General features: G+C 69.9%; 15 protein-coding genes. 5 read left to right on the top strand and 10 right to left on the bottom strand.

From position 1 onward, the window contains the following. Positions 1-9: 9 nt before the first annotated feature. A complete protein-coding gene (pflB, locus tag ASE15_RS12590) occupies positions 10-2,292 on the bottom strand; it encodes a formate C-acetyltransferase (protein ID WP_056650122.1) in 2,283 nt (760 codons plus the stop codon). 545 nt (positions 2,293-2,837) lie between these two features. Between pflB and ASE15_RS12585 the strand changes: the two genes are divergently transcribed. Beyond that, entirely contained in the window at positions 2,838-3,971 is a 1,134-nt protein-coding gene (locus tag ASE15_RS12585) for a glutamate--cysteine ligase (protein WP_056650125.1), read from the top strand. Positions 3,972-4,085: 114 nt separating this feature from the next. Here ASE15_RS12585 and dxs read toward each other — a convergent pair whose 3' ends face one another. Then, positions 4,086-5,993, bottom strand: coding sequence for a 1-deoxy-D-xylulose-5-phosphate synthase (gene dxs / locus ASE15_RS12580; protein WP_056763569.1), 1,908 nt, complete (start codon positions 5,991-5,993; stop codon positions 4,086-4,088). A 152-nt stretch (positions 5,994-6,145) separates the two neighbouring features. Between dxs and ASE15_RS12575 the strand changes: the two genes are divergently transcribed. From ASE15_RS12575 to ASE15_RS12560, 4 genes are all read left to right on the top strand, one after another. Then, positions 6,146-7,594, top strand: coding sequence for a GuaB1 family IMP dehydrogenase-related protein (locus tag ASE15_RS12575; protein WP_056763568.1), 1,449 nt, complete (start codon positions 6,146-6,148; stop codon positions 7,592-7,594). Continuing rightward, the gene (locus ASE15_RS12570; protein WP_157277230.1) at positions 7,588-8,328 is read left to right on the top strand and encodes a CoA pyrophosphatase; all 741 of its coding nucleotides are present in this window, start codon (positions 7,588-7,590) and stop codon (positions 8,326-8,328) included. Before ASE15_RS12575 ends, ASE15_RS12570 begins: the two co-directional genes overlap by 7 nt. Continuing rightward, the gene (locus ASE15_RS12565) at positions 8,328-9,236 is read left to right on the top strand and encodes an aminoglycoside phosphotransferase family protein (RefSeq protein ID WP_056763564.1); all 909 of its coding nucleotides are present in this window, start codon (positions 8,328-8,330) and stop codon (positions 9,234-9,236) included. Before ASE15_RS12570 ends, ASE15_RS12565 begins: the two co-directional genes overlap by 1 nt. A 90-nt stretch (positions 9,237-9,326) precedes the next feature. Continuing rightward, positions 9,327-9,803 carry a DUF1801 domain-containing protein gene (locus ASE15_RS12560; protein WP_056763828.1) on the top strand — a complete coding sequence of 159 codons (477 nt, stop codon included), beginning with the start codon at positions 9,327-9,329 and terminating at the stop codon, positions 9,801-9,803. A gap of 20 nt (positions 9,804-9,823) precedes the next feature. Here ASE15_RS12560 and ASE15_RS20850 read toward each other — a convergent pair whose 3' ends face one another. The 8 genes from ASE15_RS20850 to ASE15_RS12530 form a co-directional block, all read right to left on the bottom strand. Then, entirely contained in the window at positions 9,824-10,399 is a 576-nt protein-coding gene (locus tag ASE15_RS20850) for a hypothetical protein (RefSeq protein ID WP_157277215.1), read from the bottom strand. Beyond that, positions 10,396-11,676 carry a reverse transcriptase domain-containing protein gene (locus tag ASE15_RS20405; RefSeq protein ID WP_255354305.1) on the bottom strand — a complete coding sequence of 427 codons (1,281 nt, stop codon included), beginning with the start codon at positions 11,674-11,676 and terminating at the stop codon, positions 10,396-10,398. The genes ASE15_RS20850 and ASE15_RS20405 overlap by 4 nt, the downstream gene beginning before the upstream one ends. Before the next feature lie 450 nt (positions 11,677-12,126). Continuing rightward, the gene (gene acnA / locus ASE15_RS12555; protein WP_056763562.1) at positions 12,127-14,883 is read right to left on the bottom strand and encodes an aconitate hydratase AcnA; all 2,757 of its coding nucleotides are present in this window, start codon (positions 14,881-14,883) and stop codon (positions 12,127-12,129) included. A gap of 212 nt (positions 14,884-15,095) precedes the next feature. Next, positions 15,096-17,549: an HAD-IC family P-type ATPase gene (locus tag ASE15_RS12550; protein ID WP_235534396.1), complete on the bottom strand. Its 2,454-nt coding sequence runs from the start codon at positions 17,547-17,549 to the stop codon at positions 15,096-15,098. Positions 17,550-17,615: 66 nt separating this feature from the next. Next, on the bottom strand, positions 17,616-18,632 hold the full coding sequence (locus ASE15_RS12545; protein ID WP_056650144.1) for a magnesium and cobalt transport protein CorA: 1,017 nt from the start codon (positions 18,630-18,632) through the stop codon (positions 17,616-17,618). A gap of 132 nt (positions 18,633-18,764) precedes the next feature. Further along, positions 18,765-19,898, bottom strand: coding sequence for a glycosyltransferase family 2 protein (locus ASE15_RS12540; protein ID WP_056763560.1), 1,134 nt, complete (start codon positions 19,896-19,898; stop codon positions 18,765-18,767). 162 nt (positions 19,899-20,060) lie between these two features. After that, complete coding sequence (locus tag ASE15_RS12535) at positions 20,061-21,338, bottom strand: class I SAM-dependent RNA methyltransferase (protein WP_056650150.1); 1,278 nt, start codon at positions 21,336-21,338, stop codon at positions 20,061-20,063. Between the two features lie 78 nt (positions 21,339-21,416). Further along, positions 21,417-23,429: an APC family permease gene (locus tag ASE15_RS12530; RefSeq protein WP_056650153.1), complete on the bottom strand. Its 2,013-nt coding sequence runs from the start codon at positions 23,427-23,429 to the stop codon at positions 21,417-21,419. Between the last annotated feature and the right edge of the window lie 115 nt (positions 23,430-23,544).

Below are 23,544 nucleotides of genomic sequence, written 5' to 3'. Positions count from 1 at the left end.
GATCTGCGCTCAGAGAGCGCCGTGGAAGGTCCGCGAGAGGACGTCGAGCTGCTGCTCGCGGGTGAGCCGCACGAAGTTCACGGCGTACCCGGAGACACGGATCGTGAGCTGAGGGTAGTTCTCGGGGTGCTCCATGGCGTCCTCGAGAGTCTCCTTCACCAGCACGTTGACGTTCATGTGGTAGCCGTCGCCACCGACCGACGCGTCGAGCAGACCCGCGAGGTTCGCGACCTGCTCCTCCCGGGTGCGGCCCAGGCCGCTCGGGACGACCGTGTTGGTCAGCGAGATGCCGTCCTGCGCCTCGTTGTACGGCAGCTTCGCGACGGACAGGGCCGAGGCGAGCATGCCGTGCGTGTCGCGGCCGTTCATCGGGTTGGCGCCCGGGGAGAACGGCTCGCCCGCACGACGACCGTCGGGCGTGTTGCCCGTGGCCTTGCCGTACACGACGTTCGACGTGATGGTCAGGACGGACTGGGTCGGCAGCGCGTCGCGGTACATCTTGTGCGAGCGGATCTTCGCCATGAACGACTCGACGAGCTCGACCGCGATCGCGTCGACGCGGTCGTCGTCGTTGCCGTACGCCGGGTACTCGCCCTCGGTCTCGTAGTCCACGACGATGCCTCGCTCGTCGAACACGGGCGTGACCTTGGCGTACTTGATGGCCGACAGGGAGTCCGCCGCGACCGCGAGACCGGCGATGCCGCAGGCCATGGTCCGCAGGACCTCCTTGTCGTGGAGGGCCATCTCGAGCCGCTCGTACGCGTACTTGTCGTGCGACCAGTGGATGCAGTTGAGCGCCTCGACGTAGGTCTCGGCCAGCCAGTCCATGGTCTTGTCGAAGCGGGCGCGGACGTCGTCGTAGTCGAGGGGCTGACCCTCGGGCACGGGAGCCACGACCGGCGAGACCTGCTTGCCCGTGACCTCGTCCTTGCCACCGTTGATGGCGTAGAGGAGGGTCTTGGCCAGGTTCACGCGGGCACCGAAGAACTGCATCTGCTTGCCGACCGCCATGGGCGAGACGCAGCACGCGATCGCGGCGTCGTCACCCCAGGCCGGACGGATCTGCTCGTCCGACTCGTACTGGACGGCCGAGGTGTCGATCGAGACCTTGGCGCAGAAGTCCTTGAACCCCTGCGGCAGGCGCGGGCTCCAGAACACGGTCATGTTGGGCTCGGGAGCCGGGCCCAGGTTGTACAGCGTCTGCAGGAAGCGGAACGAGTTCTTGGTGACGAGCGGCCGACCGTCGTCGCCCATGCCGCCGATGGTCTCGGTGACCCACGTCGGGTCGCCCGAGAACAGGGAGTCGTACTCGGGGGTGCGCAGGAAGCGCACGATCCGCAGCTTGATGACGAAGTCGTCGATGATCTCCTGCGCCTGCTCCTCGGTGATGACACCGTTCGCCAGGTCGCGCTCGAGGTACACGTCGAGGAAGGTCGAGGTGCGGCCCAGCGACATCGCGGCGCCGTTCTGCTCCTTGACCGCGGCGAGGTAGCCGAAGTAGAGCCACTGCACGGCCTCGCGGGCGTTGGTCGCCGGGCCCGAGATGTCGTAGCCGTACGAGGCGGCCATCTGCTTGAGCTCGCCGAGGGCGCGGATCTGCTCCGCGTGCTCCTCGCGCTCGCGCACGACCTTCTCGCTGAACGGCTGGGTGTCGAGGTCCAGCTTGTCGAGCTTCTTGGCGGCGACGAGCTGGTCGACGCCGTAGAGCGCGACGCGGCGGTAGTCACCGATGATGCGGCCACGGCCGTAGGCGTCGGGCAGGCCCGTGATGATGTGCGAGCTGCGTGCGGCGCGGACGTTGGGCGGGTAGACGTCGAAGACGCCCTGGTTGTGGGTCTTGCGGTACTCGCTGAAGACCTTCTTGAGCTCCTGGTCGACCGGGTAGCCGTAGGTCTCCAGGGCGCCCTCGACCATGCGCCATCCGCCGTTCGGCATGATCGCGCGCTTGAGCGGGGCGTCGGTCTGGAGGCCGACGATGACCTCGGCGTCCTTGTCGATGTACCCGGGCGCGTGGGCCGTGATGCCCGCGGGCGTGTGGGGGTCGACGTCGTAGATGCCCTTCTCGCGCTCGGCGGGGAACATCTCGGAGAGCTTGGCCCAGATGCCTGTGGTGCGCTCCGTGGGTCCGGCGAGGAAGGAGTCGTCACCCTCGTACGGGGTGTAGTTGCGCTGGATGAAGTCGCGCACGTCGACCGTGTCCTGCCAGGGACCCGCGGTGAAGCCGGCCCAAGCGGGGACGGTCGCGTCGTCCTGGCCGCCAGTGGTGCTGCGAGCCTCGGAAATGCTGGTCATATCACTCTCCTCGACGTCCACGCCGCGCAGCCTGCGCGGCGGGGGTAAAGACCTTGGTCGACGCGGGAAATCCGTGCCGTCCTGCCGTTCTCCTTCGCCCTTTCAGGCTACGACCCCGAGAGGGTCCGGGGGTGGTCAAGACGCTGTCACCTGGCTCACAGGGTGAACCGTCGGATGTTGAGCCACGCTCGGCAGAACCGCGAGATTGCAACCTTTCTGGCTACTGGAACACCTCCGCAGGGCCGAGCATTCCCGCTTGTGACAGTCTTCACATGACCCTTCCTTGGGCGTTCGACGAGTGACTACTCGGGACCAAAGTCCCTTGCGGAATGCGTCCGGGTTGCTTTTTTCTCCCGCCTTGCCAGGAGCATCCACGATACCCAGCGAACAACGGCCCGGCATTTCCGCACCGACCATTCTCGGCGTCGGCGCCCGCAACCTCCCCCGCCCCGGACCGCCGCCCTCTCGCCCGGGGCGCGCGCCGCCGTCGGGCCCCCTGCGTGCGAGCGGCCCCCGCCACGTGTGAGACTTCCTCGATGCGAACCATGGGAGTGGAGGAGGAGTTCCTCCTCGTCGGACCGGACGGCGTCCCGAGCGCCGTCGCGGCCGAGGTCATCGAAGCAGCCGGCACGAGCCGGCCCACCGAGGCCGGGCTCGGGGCGTCGGGCGGCTCGCGCCCGGACCAGGCCGGCAACGCCCCCGGGGGCGACCTCGAGCTCGAGCTCATGGAGGAGCAGCTCGAGACCGGCACGCACCCCTGCGCGGACCTGTCCGAGCTGGCCCAGGAGATCCGCGACGGGCGCATCCGGGCCAACAAGGCCGCCGAGCAGCGCGACGCGCGCATCGTCGCGCTCGGCACCTCACCCGTGCCCGTGTCCCCGACGACCGTCGGGAAGCTCCGCTACCTCGAGGCGCGCGCCGCGTTCGGCCTCACGGCCCGCGAGCAGCTCACGGGCGGCTGCCACGTCCACGTCGCGGTCTCCTCGGACACCGAGGGGGTCGCGGTCCTCGACCGGATCGGCCCCTGGCTCGCCCCGCTCCTCGCGCTGAGCGCCAACTCGCCCTACTGGCAGGGCGAGGACAGCGGGTACGCAAGCTTCCGCTCCCAGGTGTGGTCACGGTGGCCGACGGCGGGCCCCGCGCCCTCGTTCGGCACGCCCGAGGCGTACCGCGCCACGGTCGACGCACTGGTCGGCACCGGGACCATCCTCGACACCGCGATGATCTACTTCGACGCCCGGCTCTCGGCGTCCTACCCGACCGTCGAGATCCGCGTCGCGGACGTGTGCCTCGACGCCGACACCGCGACCCTGCTCGCGGCCCTGGCCCGCGGGCTGGTGGAGACCGCCGCTCGCGAGGCCGCGGCGGGCGCGGCCGCGCCCATGCTCCATCCCGAGCTCCTGCGCACGGCGTCGTGGCGTGCAGGCCGGTCGGGGATCTCCGGCGACCTGGTCTCGCCGCTCACCTGGAAGCCCGCGACCGCGCACGACGTCGTGGGGCAGCTCGTCGCGCACGTGCGCGAGGCGCTCGTCGACGCGGGCGACCTCGACGCCGTGACCGAGCTCCTCGGGCGGCTGTGGTCGACGGGCGGGGGCGCCGCACGGCAGCGCGCATGGTTCGCCACGTCGGGTGACCCGCGCACCGTGATCGAGCGTGCCGCGGAGGCGACGCTCGCCTGAGTCCCTGCGCGGCCGGGCTCGGCCCGGCTCCGCCCGGGGTCGAGCCGACCCAGGGCGCAGGACGGGGCACGGACCGCGCGGTCCGTGCCCCGTCCTGCGTCTCGACCCGCTGCGTCAGAGCAGCGCGAGCGCCGTGAGCGCGTCCCGCGTGACGTCCTGCGCCGTCAGGCGGTGCGTCGTCCTCACCTGGTCGATCGTCATGTGGTCCAGGAAGACCGTGGGCAGGCCCAGCGGGACCACGGGGACCGTGATCCCGGCCTCGACCGCGCGCTGGCCCAGGAGCGAGCCCACGCCGCCGTCGGCGATGCCGTCCTCGATCGTGACCACCAGGTCGTGCTCGCCCGCGAGCTTGACGAGCGCCGACGGCAGCGGCAGGACCCAGGTCGGGGACGCGACCGTGACCTCGACGCCGTGGGCCGCGAGCGCCTCGCCCGCGGCCATCGCGGTACCGGTCATGGAACCGACGCCCACGAGCAGGACCTTGCGGGGCGCGCCGGCCGCAGCCTTGGTCTTCTTGGCGGGCACCGCGTCGTGGCGGGCGACCACGTCCACGCCGTCGAGCGTCTCGATCGCGGGGATCGGCGCGACGACCGCGCCCTTGGGGTAGCGCACGACCGAGGGCGCGTCGTCGATGTCGACCGCGTGCCGCAGGGCCTCGCGCAGCGTGGCCTCGTCGCGCGGGGCCGCCAGGTGCAGGCCCGGGACGATGCGCAGCATGGCCATGTCCCACATGCCGTTGTGGCTCGCGCCGTCCTCGCCCGTGATCCCCGCACGGTCGAGCACGAACGTCACGCCCGCCTTGTGCAGCGCCACGTCCATGAGGACCTGGTCGAACGCACGGTTGAGGAACGTCGCGTAGACCGCGACGACCGGGTGCAGGCCCGCGAAGGCCATGCCCGCGGCCGACGTCGCGGCGTGCTGCTCGGCGATGCCCACGTCGAACGTGCGCTCGGGGAACGCCTCGGCGAAGGGTGCGAGGCCCACGGGGTGCAGCATGGCTGCGGTGATCGCGACGACGTCGGTACGGCGTCGGCCGATCTTCACGATCTCGTCGGCGAACACCGAGGTCCAGCCGAAGCGCGAGGGCGCGACGGGCAGCCCGGTCTCCGGGTGGATCTGGCCCACCGCGTGGAAGCGGTCGGCGACGTCCTGCTCGGCCGGGGTGTACCCGCGACCCTTCTCGGTGATGACGTGCACGATCACGGGCGCCCCGTACGAGCGGGCCCGCACGAACGCGTGCTCGAGCGCCTCGATGTCGTGGCCGTCGACGGGGCCGACGTACTTGATGCCCAGGTCCTCGAACATGCCCTGGGGTGCGACGACGTCCTTGAGGCCCTTCTTGAGCCCGTGCAGCCACTCGTACGCGAACCGGCCGGGGGCGCCCGAGCGCGAGAGCGTGCGCTTGCCCCAGTCGAGGAAGTTCTCGTAGCCGCGCGTGGTGCGCAGCGTCGACAGGTGGTGCGCCATGCCGCCGATGGTCGGCGAGTAGGAGCGGCCGTTGTCGTTGACCACGATCACCAGGCGCCGGTCCTGGCTCTCGGCGATGTTGTTGAGCGCCTCCCAGGCCATGCCGCCCGTGAGCGCGCCGTCGCCGATGACCGAGACGACGTGCCGGTCGCGCAGGCCGCGCACGACGTTGGCCTTGGCGATCCCGTCGCCCCAGCTCAGCGCGGTCGACGCGTGCGAGTTCTCGACGATGTCGTGCGGGGACTCGGCACGGCTGGGGTACCCGGACATGCCGTCGCGCTTGCGCAGCGCGGAGAAGTCCTGGCGGCCCGTGAGCAGCTTGTGCACGTAGGCCTGGTGGCCCGTGTCGAACACGAACGAGTCCTTGGGCGAGTCGAAGACGCGGTGCATCGCGAGCGTCAGCTCGACCACGCCGAGGTTCGGCCCGAGGTGCCCGCCCGTGCGGGACACGGCGGAGACGAGGAACTCGCGGATCTCCGCTGCGAGGGTCTCCACCTGCTGGGGGGTCAGCCGCCGGAGGTCCTCCGGTGACGTGATGCTGCTCAACAGGGTCATAACCGCTCCGTTCCGCCTGCCATTCGACTAGCCCGACAACTCTAGGCGCTCCGGGCGGGTGCTCGCGCCCGGAGCGGCCGGATCACGACCTCTCCACGCGCTGGGCACCCGATCCGCGCTCGCTCTCTCGACAGCCTCCGTAGACTGCTGGGGTGCGCTTCCTGCCGGGCCAGCAGCCCACCACCGACCTGACCTACGGCGACGTGTTCCTCGTCCCGTCCCGCTCCGAGATCACCTCGCGCTTCGACGTCGACCTCGCGTCCGACGACGGCACGGGCACCACCATCCCGCTCGTCGTGGCCAACATGACGGCGGTCGCGGGCCGCCGCATGGCCGAGACCGTCGCACGACGCGGCGGGATCGTCGTGATCCCGCAGGACGTGCCCACCGACGTCGTCGCGGACGTGGTCGCCGACGTCAAGGGCAAGGACCCGGTCATCGAGACCCCGGTCGTGGTCTCCCCCACCGACACCGTGCACACCGCGCTGACCCTGATCGGCAAGCGGTCGCACGGCGCGGCCGTGGTCCTCGACGGCGACCGCCCCGTGGGGGTCGTGACCGAGGCGGACTGCCTGGGCGTCGACCGCTTCACGCAGGTCCAGCAGGTCATGTCGGCCCAGCCGCAGACCGTCGACGCGTCGGTCGTGTCGGGTCCGGGCGGTCTGCAGGCCGCGTTCGACGAGCTGCACCGCTCGCGACGCAAGGTCGCCCCGGTCGTGCGCGACGGGCGCCTCGTGGGCGTCCTGACGCGTCGCGGCGCGCTGCGCTCGAGCGTCTACTCCCCCGCCCTGGACGCCCAGGGGCGCCTGCGCATCGCGGCGGCCGTGGGCATCAACGGCGACGTCAAGGCCAAGGCCGCCGAGCTCCTCGCCGCGGGCGTGGACGTGCTCGTGGTCGACACGGCCCACGGTCACCAGGTCAAGATGCTCCAGGCCCTGGAGGCCGTGCGGTCCCTGGACCCGCAGGTCCCGATCGTCGCGGGCAACGTCGTGACGGCCGAGGGCGTGCGCGACCTCGTGGCCGCGGGGGCGGACATCGTCAAGGTCGGCGTCGGGCCGGGCGCCATGTGCACCACGCGCATGATGACGGCCGTGGGCCGTCCTCAGTTCTCTGCTGTCCTCGAGTGCGCGGCCGCGGCCCGCGAGCTGGGCAAGCACGTCTGGGCCGACGGCGGCGTGCGCCACCCGCGCGACGTCGCCCTCGCCCTCGCGGCGGGCGCGTCCCAGGTCATGATCGGCTCGTGGTTCGCCGGGACGCACGAGTCCCCGGGCGACCTGCACGACGACGGCACGGGTCGCCTCTACAAGGAGTCGTTCGGCATGGCCTCGGCCCGGGCGGTCGCGGCCCGTGGCGCGGGCGGGTCCCCGTTCGAGCAGGCGCGCAAGGGTCTGTACGAGGAGGGCATCTCGTCCTCCCGCATGTACCTCGACCCGGCCCGCCCGGGCGTCGAGGACCTGATCGACGAGATCACCGCGGGCCTGCGCAGCTCGTGCACGTACGCGGGGGCGTCCTCGCTCACCGAATTCGCCGAGCGGGCCGTGGTCGGCATCCAGTCCGCGGCCGGGTACGAGGAGGGGCGCCCGCTGCCCGCGGGCTGGTGACCGTCCCGCCGACCGCGGGCTCGGCGCGTGCCGGGCTCGTGGCCCTCGCCCAGGACGGCTCGCCGTGGCCTCGCCCGTGGCGCTACGCGATCGGCACGCTCGACGAGTCGCGCGTGCGGCAGGCCGCGGTCCTGGTCCTGTTCGGGGTGCTCGACGACGTCCTGGCCGCTCGTGGCACGTCCGGGCAGGACGCGACGGACGACGCTCCCGCCTCGCCAGTGCCCGCCGATCTCGACGTGCTCCTGCTCGCCCGCGCCTCGACGCTCAGCCACCACCCGGGCCAGGTCTCGTTCCCCGGGGGACGGCTCGACGACACGGACACGGACCTGGTCGACGCGGCCCTGCGCGAGGCCGTCGAGGAGACGGGGCTGGACCGCGACGGTGTCGAGGTCCTGGGCGCGCTCTCCCCGCTCCCCCTGCCCGTGAGCAACCACCTCGTGACCCCCGTGATCGGGTGGTGGGCGCGGCCCACACCGGTCGCGGTCGTCGACTCGGCCGAGTCGGCGCACGTCTTCCGGGTGCCCGTCGCGGACCTGACGGACCCCGCGAACCGGCGCACCGCCGTCGTGCGCCGGGGTCGCAGCACGCACAAGAGCCCTGCCTTCCTGGTGTCCGCGGACGGGCGCGAGCACCTCGTGTGGGGGTTCACGGGTGCGATCCTCGACGCGCTCCTGGACCGGCTGGGCTGGGCCGAGCCGTGGGACGCGGCGCGCACGGTCGGGGTGCCGGTCTAGTGGCGTTGCGGCCCGCCGCGGAGGTCGACGTCACGGCCGACCTCGTGCGCGCCCTGCTCACCGCCCAGCACCCCGACCTGGCCGGCCTGCCCCTGGAGGTCGTCGCGAACGGTTGGGACAACGTGGTGCTGCGCCTGGGCGACGAGCTCGCGGTGCGGGTCCCGCGCCGCGAGCTCGCGGCCGCGCTCGTGCGCCACGAGCAGGAGTGGCTCCCGGTGCTCGCACCGCACCTCCCGGTACCGGTCCCCGCTCCCGTGCGGGTCGGGCTTCCCTCCGACGGGTCTGCGGGCCCCTCCTTCCCCTGGTCGTGGAGCATCGTCCCGTGGTTCGACGGGCTGAGCGCCCTCGCGGTCGACCCCGCGCTGCGCCGCGCGTTCGCCCCCGACCTCGCCGCGTTCCTCGTGGCCCTGCACGTCCCCGCGCCGCCCCAGGCGCCCGCGAACCCGTTCCGCGGCGTCCCGCTGGCCGCGCGTGACGAGTCGGTCCGGGGCCGCCTCACGTCGGGCCACGTGCCCGACGACGGAGCGCTCCTCGACCTGTGGTCCCGCCTCGTCGAGGTTCCCGCGTGGGACGGGCTGGCGCTGTGGCTGCACGGCGACCTGCACCCGGCGAACCTGGTGCTCGCGCCCGGGAGCCACCGCCTGGGTGCGGTGGTCGACTTCGGGGACATGACCAGCGGGGACCCCGCCACGGACCTCGCGACCGCCTGGATCACGTTCGACGCCGTGGGACGCCACGCGTTCCGCGAGGCCGTCACGGCCCGTCGCGGGACTGACGACGCGACGTGGGCCCGGGCACGGGGCTGGGCGCTCGTCCTCGGCACCGCGTTCGCGGCCCACTCGGACGACGACCCTGCGTTCGCCGACCTGGGCGCGCACACGCTCGCGCAGGTGCTCGGCGACGACTGAGCCGCTCGCGGACGGCGCCCTGCCGACGTACGGTGCGTGGCGGACGTGCCGCGCAGGGGCACGCAGGCACGCGACGGGCGATACTGGCACATGGCCACGGACAACAAGACCCGCCCGCACGACGGCGACGTGGACGCCTTCCTCGCGACCGTCACCCACACGGTCCGCCGCCGCGACGCGGACACGCTGATCGCGCTCATGCAGCGCGTCACCGGCAAGCCGCCCGTGATGTGGGGTCCGTCGATCATCGGGTTCGGCCACTACCACTACGAGTACGCGAGCGGGCGCCAGGGCGACGCGGGGGCGGCTGGCTTCTCCCCGCGCAAGGCCGCGTCCACGGTCTACCTGCCCGACGGGACGGCCGCGCACCAGGATCTGCTGGATCGCCTCGGCCCGCACACCGCGAGCCTCGTGTGCGTGTACCTCAAGGACCTGTCGACGAACGACCTCGACGTCCTGGAGGAGATCGTGCGCCGCTCGTACACGGCCGTCACGGCGGGCACGTTCACGCAGCGGGCACAACCCGAAACAACGCAAGACATCCATCAGTCAAAGCAAAGTGATTGAGACGCAGTTCGGGCAACTGCCTACATTAGCCGCACTTTCGCAGCCTTCGTCGAAAATGGTGAAAGCTGCGAGTCCAGGCTGAGGACATACTCCCTCGAAACACTGCAGGCGATCTGTCCACTACTTGCGTCCAGAAAGAGTCGGCCTCCGACATAATCAACCCGCAACTTTCTACGAAGGCTCTCCGCCAGCTCAACAACCCCACCGGCATCTTGCGTCTGCAGACGAGACATCCCCCCGGACCCGTGGGTCAGCGCATTGCGAAGCGCGATCACCAGATCCCCATCTTGGCCACACTCTTGGCCCTTCATTGAAATACCGAACAAGCGCTGCAGCCAGTGATTTCGTCGAGCCCACGAGCGTTGCAGATCAGGGCGCAGTTCGTCGAAAACCACTCCGCCAATTGCGCCGCCTCCGACTTCTAGAGAGTCCTCTACTATCGCGGAAACAATTGTGTCAACATAGGATTCCATTATTGTTACACTTGACAGAACGGATTGATAAACCTCCGCTTCCGTGTCGCGCCCCAGGACTGAGAGGCGCGATAATGCACGAAGAGCATCTTCAGCAGCCCTCGTGATGTTGAGCGGAATCACTTCTTTGACTCACCCCACTCGAACGCCTGCTTAGAGAGCATAGACTCGTGCTTCAACGAACCTGCGAACTTTCCCTTGAGTCCCAGGACGCCAGCGGCTGCCGCCAGCGAGGGGCGCGAAATTTCACTCGCTGACGAAGCCGCACTCCGCAACTCGTCCTCAGTCAGGGATCCAGCGGAAGCCAGATGCCAAACTGCTTCGGCGCGTACAGTTTCATGCCGCTCGGATAGTTGTCTCGCCGCCCAATCAGCAAAAATGCCCCCCTTCCCTTCGGCTGACATCTGAGACCCCGCGCTCAGCATCCAGATCTTCGCCCAAGGACTCTGGCGCTCCATTGAAGCCAGCACGTCCAAACTACCCCATCCTGCCGACCCTTCGTCCCGTGACAGCACATACCTCAATACCGCCTCGAGCCGGATCGGATTTCGAAAGACAATCTCACGAAGACTGTTGTCCGAAATTCGACGTTCAGATTTACGCAGGTATGAGAGTGCCATTGGAATATAGTGCGAATGAAGTGGCAACTCAGTCTCCGTTGGAGAGTTCAGCCAGTCCTCCAAGATCTTCCAAAGCGCCCCCTCGAACGCCATGTCGTCGTCCGGGAACGACTCGCTCGTCTGAAAGTCATCGTAACCATTGGAAATCACATCGATCTGGTTAAGATCGTCTCTTGCTGCAGCAAAGTACTCGAGGAGGAATTCGTCAACCTCGGCGCGCTGCGCTTTGAAGCGATCCACTCTTCTGATGGTCGTCTTTGCCGATGAAAGCACGAGACCATAATCTCGCGAAATGTCGGCGGCATTCTCGATAATCTCATTCGCCTCCCCCCAAGAGGAGGCGCGGACCTTAAAATCGTCTGCAAACCGATAGACGTCATATCCAGACCGCAGGAGCTCCCGTTCGACACCCTGAAGATAGGCATCCGAAAGAAGATCGCTCGCTGCCATAAGCTGCGGAAGCCCGCGAGGTCTCCCAAACGTCTCACCGAGCAGGGCGAGCAGGGCGGTTGCAGCCTCTGCGTTCGCGGACTGGAGGATTATCTCCTCCTGCAGTTTGACATGATCGACATACTCGTAGCATGACGCCATGTCTAATTCAACGACATACCGCTCATCTTCATCATCTAGTCCGATCTTCGAAAAAATGCCCCACTTCTCCTTACCTCGAGATTCCGGGGGCAGATCCGAACGAAGCATCTCCGCCAACGCCCCGTAAACCGTCCTAGCGGTGGCCGACACCGCATTAATTGGACGAGGACCGAAACCTGCGCGCGGCATTGTTAGCGTCTCAGACGCCACCCGACGACCCGCCGTGAATGACGCCGTAGCTACTTGCGCAATTCTCCCAGGCGAACTAGAGAGGCACTGATCAATCGCCAGGAGGGGCATTCGATCTAGCGGCTTGGTCGTAAGCAGGGTAGCCGCTGCCGTTAAGTCGAGTCGCCCCAGAAGACTAGATGAGAGTCGCATGAGAACCTTCCAGGTCATTTAAGGGAACGATTCGCCCCGACAGATGCCGACAGAGTCGGCTCGCGTCATTCTGGCAGAGCATTCCGTATTGGTCTAGTTCTGCACTGCTCGTACAACCAAAGAAGCACATACGACGACGGGGCGCCCCACCCGAAGGTGAGACGCCCCGTCGTCGTGCGTCCCGGGCGGGGTGCGCGGCGCCGTCGGGCATCCGGGAGATCCCGGGCCCGACGACGCCGCCCCCGCGGCGGAGGATCGTCAGTCGTTGACGAGCGAGCGCAGCACGTACTGCAGGATGCCGCCGTTGCGGTAGTAGTCGGCCTCTCCGGGGGTGTCGATGCGGACGACCGCGTCGAACTCGACCGAGGTGCCGTCGGCCTTGGTCGCGGTGACCTTGACCGTCGAGGGCGTCGTGCCCTCGTTGAGCGCTGTGACACCCGAGACGTCGAACGTCTCGGTGCCGTCCAGGCCCAGCGACCCTGCGGACTCGCCGGCCGGGAACTGCAGCGGCAGGACGCCCATGCCGATCAGGTTCGAGCGGTGGATGCGCTCGAAGCTCTCGGTGATGACGGCCTTGACGCCCAGGAGCGCGGTGCCCTTGGCAGCCCAGTCACGCGACGAGCCGGAACCGTACTCCTTGCCACCGAGGATCACGAGCGGCGTGCCGGCCGCGGCGTAGTCCTGCGCGGCGTCGTAGATGGTGTCCTGAGCGTTCTTCACGAAGTTAAACGTGAAGCCGCCCTCGACGTTGTCGAGGAGCTGGTTGCGCAGACGGATGTTCGCGAACGTGCCACGGATCATGACCTCGTGGTTCCCACGGCGCGAGCCGTAGGAGTTGAAGTCACGGCGCTCGACGCCGTGCTCGGCCAGGTACACACCGGCCGGCGAGTCCGCCTTGATGGACCCGGCAGGGCTGATGTGGTCGGTCGTGACCGAGTCGCCGAGCTTGGCCAGCACGCGGGCGCCCGAGATGTCGGTGACCGGGGACGGCTGCGCCGACATGCCCTCGAAGTACGGGGGCTTGCGCACGTAGGTGGACTGCTCGTCCCACTCGAAGGTGTTGCCCTCGGGCGTGGACAGGGCGCGCCAACGCTCGTCACCCGTGAAGACGTCCGCGTAGTCCTTGGTGAACATCGCGCGGTCGATCGAGGAGTCGATCGTCGCCTGGACCTCTTCCGGCGTGGGCCAGATGTCGCGCAGGAAGATCGGCGAGCCGTCCTCGTTGCGGCCCAGCGGGTCGTGCTCGAAGTCGAACTCCATGGTGCCCGCGAGCGCGTACGCGATGACCAGCGGCGGGGAGGCCAGGTAGTTCATCTTCACGTCGGGGTTGATGCGACCCTCGAAGTTGCGGTTGCCCGAGAGGACCGAGACGACGGACAGGTCGTGCTCGTTGACGGCCTCGGAGATCTTCTCGTCGAGCGGGCCCGAGTTACCGATGCAGGTCGCGCAGCCGTAGCCCACGAGGTGGAAGCCGAGCTTCTCGAGGTAGGGCCACATCCCCGCCTTCTCGTAGTAGTTCGTGACGACCTGCGAGCCCGGTGCCATGGAGGTCTTGACCCACGGCTTGGCCTCCAGGCCCTTCTCGACGGCCTTTTTCGCGAGCAGCGCCGCGGCGAGCATCACGGACGGGTTCGACGTGTTGGTGCACGACGTGATCGAGGCGATCGCGACCGCGCCGTGGAACAGGTCGAACTGCTTGCCGTGGCTGTCCGTGACGGGCACCGTGCGGCGGCCGTTGGCGTGGATCGCGGGCGAGTCGGAGGCCGGGAACGACTCCTTCTCGGCCTCGTCCACGACATCGATGACCTCGGGGGCGTAGGTCGGCAGGTCACGGGCGAACGCCGACTTGGCGTTCGACAGCTCGATGCGGTCCTGGGGACGCTTGGGGCCGGCGATCGAGGGGACGACCGTCGAGAGGTCGAGCTCGAGGTACTCGGAGAAGACCGGCTCGACGTAGCTCGGGTCGGTCGGGTCGAGCCAGAGGCCCTGCTCCTTGGCGTACGCCTCGACGAGCGCGAGCTGCTCCTCGGAGCGGCCGGTCAGGCGCAGGTAGTCGACCGTGACCGAGTCGATCGGGAAGATCGCGGCGGTCGAGCCGAACTCGGGGCTCATGTTGCCGATCGTGGCACGGTTGGCCAGCGGCACGGCCGCGACGCCCGCCCCGTAGAACTCGACGAACTTGCCGACCACGCCGTGCTGGCGCAGCATCTGCGTGATCGTGAGGACGACGTCGGTCGCGGTGACGCCCGAGGGGATCTGGCCGCTGAGCTTGAAGCCGACGACGCGCGGGATGAGCATCGAGACGGGCTGGCCGAGCATCGCTGCCTCGGCCTCGATGCCGCCCACGCCCCAGCCGAGCACGCCCAGGCCGTTGACCATGGTCGTGTGGGAGTCGGTGCCGACGCACGTGTCCGGGTATGCACGGAGCACACCGCCGACCTCGCGCGTCATGACGGTGCGTGCCAGGTACTCGATGTTGACCTGGTGGACGATCCCGGTGCCCGGGGGGACGACCTTGAAGTCGTCGAACGCCGTCTGGCCCCAGCGCAGGAACTGGTAGCGCTCGTGGTTGCGCTGGTACTCGAACTCGACGTTGCGCTCGAACGCGTCGCGGCGACCCGCGACGTCGATCTGCACCGAGTGGTCGATGACCATCTCGGCGGGAGCCAGCGGGTTGATGCGCGACGGGTCGCCACCGAGGTCGGCGACGGCCTCACGCATGGTCGCGAGGTCCACGACGCAGGGCACGCCCGTGAAGTCCTGCATGATGACGCGACCCGGCGTGAACTGGATCTCGGTGTCGGGCTGCGCGTCCGGGTCCCAGGCGGCGATCGCCCGCACGTGGTCCGCGGTGATGTTCGCGCCGTCCTCGGTGCGCAGGAGGTTCTCGGCGAGGATCTTCAAGCTGTACGGGAGGCGCTCGGCGCCTTCTACCGCGGAGAGGCGGAAGATCTCGTACGAGTTCTCACCGACCTCCAGTGTTCCCTTCGACCCGAACGTGTCGACGCTGCTCACGGTTGCTCCTTCTACCTGGCGAGGGTGGGTGACGACCACCTCGCTGGGGCACCGCGCGGGCTCTGTGGCCCACGTCGCACGCCCGACGTGGCAGGTCGTCGGATGACGATCAAGATGGTTCTGGGGGCTTTGCCCAGCGTACGCCGGGCCGGGCGACGCACCGAAATGCCGCCGACACACAGCATACCGCATTTATCTTGACGTCAAGATATTCACGCGCGGTGCCACCGCAGGAGCCACGGGACGAAGAACCGGTACACGGCCTCGGTCGCGACCCAGCCCACGAGGACCGCGACGGTGATGACCACGGCCTCTTGCGCCGTCGGGACCTGGAGCGCGAAGAAGTCGCGGACCCACGGGATCGCCACCGCGAGCGCCGCGCACGCCGCGAGCGCGGCGATCAGGAGGAGCTTCCACCCGTTGAGCGGCCGCGCCTGGATGCCCACGACCCACAGCGAGACCCCGATCAGCACGAGCGTCGAGGCCGACCGGGCGTCGCCCGTGCCCACGAGCGGTCGCAGGTACCCGTACACGAGCAGGATCACGGCCCCGATCACGACCCCCGCGGGGACCGCGAAGCTCAGTACCCGGCGCAGGAAGCCCGCGACGTAGCGCCGGTTGTTGGGCGGCAGCGCGAGGAAGAACGCCGGGATGCCGATCGTGAGAGAGCCCGCGATGGTCATGTGGCGCGGCAGGAACGGGTACGGCCACACGAGCAGCACCACGGCCACCGCGAGGATCGCCGCGTACGTCGTCTTCGCGAGGAACAGGCTCGCGACCCGCTCCATGTTGGCCATGACGCGGCGCCCCTGACCCAGGACCCCGGGCAGCGTCGCGAACTGCCCGTCGACCAGCACGACCCGCGCGACGGCCTTGGTCGCCGGGGCGCCGTTGCCCATCGCGATCCCGAGGTCGGCGTCCTTGAGCGCCAGGGCGTCGTTGACCCCGTCGCCCGTCATGCCGACCACGTGACCGCGCGACTGGAGCGCGTGCACGATCGCGCGCTTCTGCTCGGGCGTCACGCGCCCGTAGACGTCGTGCGCGTCGACGACCTCGGCGAGCTCGGCCGGGTCGTCGGGGAGCCGGCGCGCGTCGAAGCCCTCGACCCGCTCGCCCTCGCCGTGCAGGGCGACCTTGGTAGCGATCGCCGCGACCGTGTCGGGGTTGTCGCCCGAGATGACCTTGGCCCGGACAGCCTGGCGGCGGAAGTACTCGAGGGTCTGGGCCGCGTCGGGGCGGATGCGTTCGCCCAGCACCGCGAGCAGCGCGGGCACGAGATCCTCCGGGAGCGGCGCCTCGGTCGCCGGGAGGCCCGTCGGGGCGTGCGCGAGCAGGACCACGCGCGCGCCCGTGTCCGCGGCCTCGCGGACCTCGCTGAGGGCGGCGATCGCGGGGCCGTCGGAGCGCCCCGCGAGCAGGATCTCGGGGGCACCCAGTACGAACGCGCCCGCGTCGGTGCGCAGCGCGCTCCACTTGCGGGCCGAGGAGAACGGGACCGACTCGCGCACGGCTGCGGCCTCGACGTCCGTGAGCCCCTCGGCGAGAGCCTGCGACGTCGCGTTGCCCTCGGGGTCGGCCGCGACGGCCGCGAGCGCCTCCCGGGCTCCCTCGACCTGCTCGAGCGCGCGCAGCTCGGTCAGGGCCACGTGCCCGTCGGTGATGGTGCCCGTCTTGTCGAGGCACAGCACGTCGACGCGCGCCAGGATCTCGACCGCGGGCAGCTCCTGGACCAGGACCTTCTGGCGCGCGAGCAGCATCGCGGCGATCGCGAAGTTGAGCGAGGTCAGCAGGACGAGCCCCTCGGGGATCATCCCGACGACGCCCGCCACGGCCGCGACGACGCCGTCGCGCCAGGTCCCGTCCGCGATCGACTCGCGCACGCCGCCCGTGTAGTAGAGCTGGCTCCAGAACAGCAGGAGCGAGATGGGCACGATCCCGATCGAGACGACCCTGAGGATCTTGTTGACCCCCTCACGCAGCTCCGAGCGCACGACCGAGAACTTCTTGGCCTCGGCCGTGATGCGCTGGGCGTACCCGGCCTCGCCCACGCGGACCACGCGGCACACCGCGTGCCCGGCGACCACGGACGAGCCCGAGAGCACCTCGTCGCCGACGGCCTTGTGCACGGGGCGCGACTCGCCCGTGAGCATGGACTCGTCGACCTCGAGCCCCGTGACCTCGAGCACTTGGGCGTCGGCCGGCACCTGGTCGCCGATGCTCACGAGCAGCACGTCGTCGAGCACCACCCCGTCGAGCGCGACCTCCTGCTCGGTCCCGTCGCGCACCACGCGAGCCGAGGGGGCTGTGAGGATCGAGAGCCGGTCGAGGGTCCGCTTGGCGCGGTACTCGGTCACGATCCCGATCCCCGCGTTGATGACCACGACGAACCCGAACACCGCGTCGGGCCACCGGCCCGTGAGGAGCACGAGGGTCACGGCGATCGCGAGGATCAGGTTGAAGAGCGTGAACACGTTGGACCGCAGGATCGCGCTGAGCGAGCGCGAGGTCGCCTGCGAGGTCCGGTTGGTCTGCCCGGCCTCGACACGCGCGGCCACCTCCTGGGCGCTCAGCCCGCGGGGCCCGGCGGTCACGGTGCCCGACGACGCGGCGCCCGGCGGGCGGTCGGGTCCGGTCGCGGGGGCGCCGTCGTCGGCAGAGGTGCTCACCTGTCGATTGTGCCCGTCAGCAGCAGTTCTGCCCTGTCGGAGCAGGACCCGAGCCGCGGTGGCCGGTCACAGCCACTTGTGACGCTTGAAGATCAGGTAGAGCGCGAACCCCATGGCGACCATCGCCGCGACGGCCGCCGGGTAGCCGAGGCCCCAGCCGAGCTCGGGCATGCGCTCGAAGTTCATGCCGTAGATCGTGCCGACGAGCGTGGGCGCGAAGAGGATCGCCGCCCAGGACGAGATCTTCTTGACCTCCTCGCCCTGAGCGAGGCTCGTCTCCGACAGCCGTCGCATCTCCTCGTTCTGGTGCTGGGCCACGAGCGTGGCCTGGACCATGAGCGCGTTCTGCAGGAGGACCCGGAACGAGTCGGCCTGCTCGGCGAGGCGCAGCGAGTGGTCGAGCACGTCGCGCAGGTTGCGCTGGAGCTCGATGTCGACGCCGTACTTCTCCGAGCCGCGTTCGAGCGACTGAAGGATGCCCACGACGGGATGGGTGGCCCGCTGGAAGGCGATGACCTCGCGTGAGAGCTCGTAGATGCGCCGCGAGACGGCCGGGTCCCCGCTGAAGAGCTGGTCCTCGATCTCGTCGATGTCGTTCTGCAGCCCCGCGACCACGGGGGCGTACTCGTCGACGACCTGGTCGAGCACCGCGTAGAGGATGGCCTCGGGACCGAGCCGCAGGAGCTCGGGCGTGGACTCGAGCCGGCGGCGCACCGCCCCCACGTCCGGCGACTCGGCGTGCCGGACCGTGACGACGAAGTCGGGGCCCACGAAGACGTGCAGCTCGCCGAACTCGACGCGCTCCTCGGCGTCCAGGTAGCGGGCCGGGCGCAGGACCACGAAGAGGTTGTCGTCGTAGCGCTCGAGCTTGGGGCGCTGGTGGGCCGCGATCGCGTCGTCGACCGCGAGGTGGTGCAGCGAGAGCTCCTCGGCGACCGCGCGGATCTCGGCCTCGCTCGGCCGGTACAGACCGACCCACGCGAGCCCGTGCCGCTCGCGCATGGTCTCGAACGTCTCGTCGAGGCTCGACGGGTTGGCCGTGCGCCGCCCGTCGACGTAGACCGCGTTGTCGACGATGCCCATGCTGGTGGCCCTCCTCCGGTCGTCGCGCCCGGGGAGCCGGTCGCGGCGACCATCATGACAGCCCAGGTGGGGCCGCACGGACGACCCCACCGGCGGACGACGCTCCCTGGGACGCCGGACGGAGCGGCGCGCTCAGTCCTCGTCGGCCGCGGGGGCCGCCTTCTCCCCCGTGAGCGGGACGACGGGCTCGGGCTCGCTCTTGCGGGGCCGGTAGACGACCTGGGCGTGGAAGACGAAGCGCAGGAGGAACGCGACGACCAGGGTCAGCGCCTGCGCGAGGACCGGTGGCATGCCCGTGAGCACCACGAGCCAGTGCAGGAACGGCAGACGCACCGCGGCCTCGATGCCGTTGAACGTGAACGACTGCGCCGCGCGCTTCCACACGTTGCGCCCCTCGTCGCGCAGGTCGTGGAAGACGAAGTGCTCGAGCAGCAGGAAGTTCGTCACGATCGTGACGGCCGCCGAGACCACCGCGGCGGGCATGTAGTGCACCCCGAACTGCTCGAGGCCCCACATGATCGCCAGGTTCATCACGGCCCCGAACGCCCCGACGAGCGCGAACGTCGACATCCGCCCGAACCGCAGCGCGGTGAGCTGCTGCAGGTAGCGCAGACCGTTCGCGAACGTCGCCTTGGACTCCCCCGCGAACCGCTCCCCGAACACGAACGGCTCCTCGACGACCTCGACCTTGTTGCGGGCCAGGATCTCCAGCAGGATCTTGAACCCCCGCGGGCGCAGCGCCGCGACGTCGATCGCCGCCGTGCGGACGGCGAAGAAGCCCGTCATGGGATCGGTCACGTTGCGCAGCCGCACCGGGAACATCGAGCGTGCGAGCAGCGAGGACGCCGACGAGACCAGGTGCCGCCACCGCCCGTCGAGGCCGCCCGCGTCGCCCCCGCCCACGTACCGCGACGCGACGACGATGTCGGCCCCCGTGGAAGCCGCGGTCTCGAGCAGGACCGGCACCATCTCCGGCGGGTGCTGCAGATCGCCGTCCATGACCACGACCCACTCCCCGTGGGCCTCTCCCAGCCCCTCGACGACCGCGCCGCTCAGACCGCCGACGGGCTCGTCGCGGTGGAGCAGCCGGACCGGCAGGCTCGACGACCCGGCCACGCGCGCGACGACCGCTGGCGTGTCGTCGGTCGAGTCGTCGACGAACAGCACCTCCGCGTCGATCCCCTCGACCGCGGCAGCGAGACGCCCCACGAGCTCCTCGACGTTCGGTCCCTCGTTGAACGTCGGCACGACCACGGTGACCTGCATGCGCCCTCTTCCGCTCCGCCCATCGCCGGGGGCTCCCGGCACATCAGTCCATCGTCACCCGGATCCTCTCCGGGCGACAGGTGAACCGTCTGCTGCGAGACCAGCGTCCCGGGCGAACCTGGGCCGTGCCTGTACGGCCCTGTGCGGCCTGCCCGGGACGGGTCAGCGCGTCAGGACCGCGATCGCCTCGACGTGGTGGGTGTGCGGGAACAGGTCGTAGCCCGTGACGGACTCGACCGTGTAGCCGTGCTTCGCGAAGTACGCGATGTCCCGTGCGAGCGCGGCGGGGTCGCACGCGACGTACACGACGCGCGGGGCCTGGAGCGCTGCGACCGCGTCGACGACCTTGCGGCCCGCGCCGGTCCGCGGCGGGTCGAGCACCACGACGTCGGCCGTGGGCGCCGCGTGGTCCTTGGCCGCCAGCACCTTCTCGACCGGGCCGTGGTGCAGCTCGACCTGGGGCTTCTCGAACGCGTTGCGACGCGCGTCCTTCACGGCACGCTCGTCGCCCTCGATCGCGACGACGCGCCCGGTCTCGCCGACGGCGTCGGCGAGTGGGAGCGTGAAGAGCCCGGCCCCCGAGTACAGGTCGACGACGGTCGCCTCCTCGAGCGGACCTGCGGCGGCCAGCACGGCCTCCGCGAGCAGCGCGGGCGCCTCGCGGTGGACCTGCCAGAATCCGTCGGCCGCGACGCGGAAGGTGTGCTCGGTGCCGGCGACCGTGACGGTCTCGGTCACGGCGCGGCGCGCGTGGGGACGGCGGTCGATGTGACCCGAGTGCCACACGACCCCGTCGACGAGCAGGATCGGGTCGGTGCCGCCGGCAGGGGCGACGAGCTCGAGCCGGGTGCCCGGACGCCAGCGTCGGGTGAAGACCTCCTCGGCCTCGGCGAGCGCCGCGACCTCTGGGGTCGCGAGCGGCATCTCGTCGAGGGGGACGACGTCGTGCGAGCGGAAGACGCGCATGCCGGCACGGCCCTTGTCGTCCGCGACGAGGTCGATCCGCGTGCGGTAGCCGAGGCCACCGCGCTCGTCGTCACCCGGCGCACCCTCAACCTCTACCTGAAGGTCAAGGCCGGCCAGCCGCTTGAGCTGCTCCTGGAGGACTGCGGCCTTCCAGCGACGCTGCGCGGGCAGGGAGACGTGCGAGAGCTCGCCGCCGCCCGCGCCGCCGGCACCGGCCGCGGGCCAGGCCGCGGGAACGCGGTCCGGCGAGGGCTCGAGGATCTCGATCGCGTCGGCCCGCCAGAACTTCGCGGTGTCGCCCTCCTCGGTCAGACGAGCGAGCACCCGCTCCCCCGGCAACGCGTGCCGGACGAAGACGACCCGCCCGTCGAGCCTCGCGACGCAGTGGCCACCGTGCGCGACCGGCCCGACCTCGAGCTCGACCAGAGGTTGAGACTCAGGGGCGGTGGGAGTGGAGTTCAGGGTTTCAGACACCCCCCTAGTATCCCGGACGCGGACGGACTTCGTCCCCGATCCGATGCCCGACGTCACGTGGGGCCGCACACGTCCGGCTCAGTAGCGGCGGTTGATCCGCTTCTGCGCCGCGAAGCCTTCCTTCTCGAGGCCCGTCTGCCCCTTGGTCGAGGAGAGCTGCCACGGCACCGAGGCCACGACCACGCCCGGGGTGAACAGGAGCCGCCCCTTGAGGCGCAGCGCGCTCTGGTTGTGCAGGAGGTGCTCCCACCAGTGCCCCACGACGTACTCGGGGATGTAGACCACGACCAGGTCGCGCGGGCTCTCGCGGTGGATCGAGCGCACGTAGGACAGGATCGGTCGGGTGATCTCACGGAACGGCGAGTCCAGGACGCGCAGCGGGACCGGGATGTCGAGCGCTTCCCACTCCGCGGTGAACTCGGCGACCTCGTCCGCGTCGACGCCGACCGTCACGGCCTCGAGCACCGAGGGCCGCGAGGCGCGGGCGTAGGCCAGGGCCCGCATGGTGGGCTTGTGCAGCTTGGAGACCAGGACGAGCGCATGGACCCGGCTCGGCAGCGCGCGCGCGGCCGCGGGGTCCTCACCCAGGGTGAGCTCGTCGCGCACCGAGTCGTAGTGCTTGCGGATCGCCCGCATGAGCACGAACACGAAGGCCATCGCGAGGATGGCGATCCAGGCACCGTGCGTGAACTTGGTGAGCAGCACGATGACCAGGACGGTCCCGGTCATGCCGAACCCGATCGTGTTGACGACGCGCGAGCGCTTCATCTTGGTGCGGAAGCGCGGGTCCGGGGTGGTGCGCAGCTCGCGGGTCCAGTGCTTGATCATCCCGAGCTGGGACAGCGTGAAGGACACGAACACGCCCACGATGTAGAGCTGGATCAGTCGCGTGACCTGGGCGTCGAACGCCCAGATGAGTGCGATCGCCGCGACCGCGAGGGTCACGATGCCGTTCGAGAACGCGAGGCGGTCGCCGCGCGTGTGGAGCTGGCGCGGCAGGTAGCCGTCCTTGGCCAGGATCGAGGCCAGCACCGGGAAGCCGTTGAACGCCGTGTTGGCCGCGAAGACCAGGATGAGGCCCGTGACGGCGGCCACGAGGTAGAACGCGATCGGGACACCCTGGAACACCGCCTGGGCGAGCTGACCGATGACCGGGTCCTGCACGAAGTCGTCGGGCACGGGCTGACCGTTGATCGTGAGCTGCTCGGGCGGGTTCTCCGCGAAGTGCACGCCGGTCTTCTGGGCGAGGAAGAGGATCGCCATGATCATGAAGGCCGAGATCGACCCGAGCAGGGCGAGCGTCGTGGCCGCGTTGCGCGACTTGGGCTTCTTGAACGCCGGCACACCGTTGCTGATCGCCTCGACGCCCGTGAGGGCGGCACAGCCCGACGCGAAGGCGCGCGCCACGAGGAACGCTCCCGCGAGCCCGGTGAGCCCCTGGTCGAAATGGCTCTCCGCGACGAGCTCGTAGGTCGAGCTCTCGGCCATGGGCAGGGTGCCCGTGGCGTACCGGACGAACCCCACGACGGCCGTCATCCCGATCGCGAACATGAACAGGTACACGGGGATCGCGAAGAACGAGCCCGACTCCTTGACCCCGCGCAGGTTGACCAGGGTCAGCAGCACGACCAGGGTGATCGCGAACGCCGCCTCGTGGCCTCGCAGGAACGGCAGCGCAGCCGCGGCGTACTGCGCGCCCGAGGAGATCGAGACGGCCACCGTCAGGACGTAGTCGACCATGAGCGCCGACGCGACGCCGACGCCCGCGGTCGGCCCCAGGTTGACGGTGGCGACCTCGTAGTCGCCGCCGCCCGAGGGGTAGGCGTGCACGTTCTGGCGGTACGACGCCACCACGGTCAGCAGGACGACGACGACCGCCAGCCCCACCCACGGGGAGATGGTCGTGGCCGCCAGGCCGGCGATCGAGAGGGTCAGCAGGATCTCGTCCGGGGCGTACGCGACGGACGAGAGCGCGTCCGAGGCGAAGACCGGGAGCGCGATGCGCTTCGGTAGCAGGGTGTGCCCCAGGTCGTCGCTGCGGACGGGACGTCCGAGCAGCAATCGTTTGGCGGCATCAGCGATATCCGACACGTTGGCCCATGCTAGGCCCTCTGGGGGCCCTTGACCCCTCCACGGCCCGACCGGTCTCGTCGCCCGGCTCCTGTACGTGGACGTGACGCCGTCGCGGTAGCGTTTCGCTCGTGCA

This window comes from Oerskovia sp. Root22 (genome assembly GCF_001429135.1).
GTDB lineage: Bacteria > Actinomycetota > Actinomycetes > Actinomycetales > Cellulomonadaceae > Oerskovia > Oerskovia enterophila.
The sequence above is the reverse complement of the archived record's forward strand: the minus strand, read 5'-3'. Positions and strand labels throughout refer to the sequence as shown.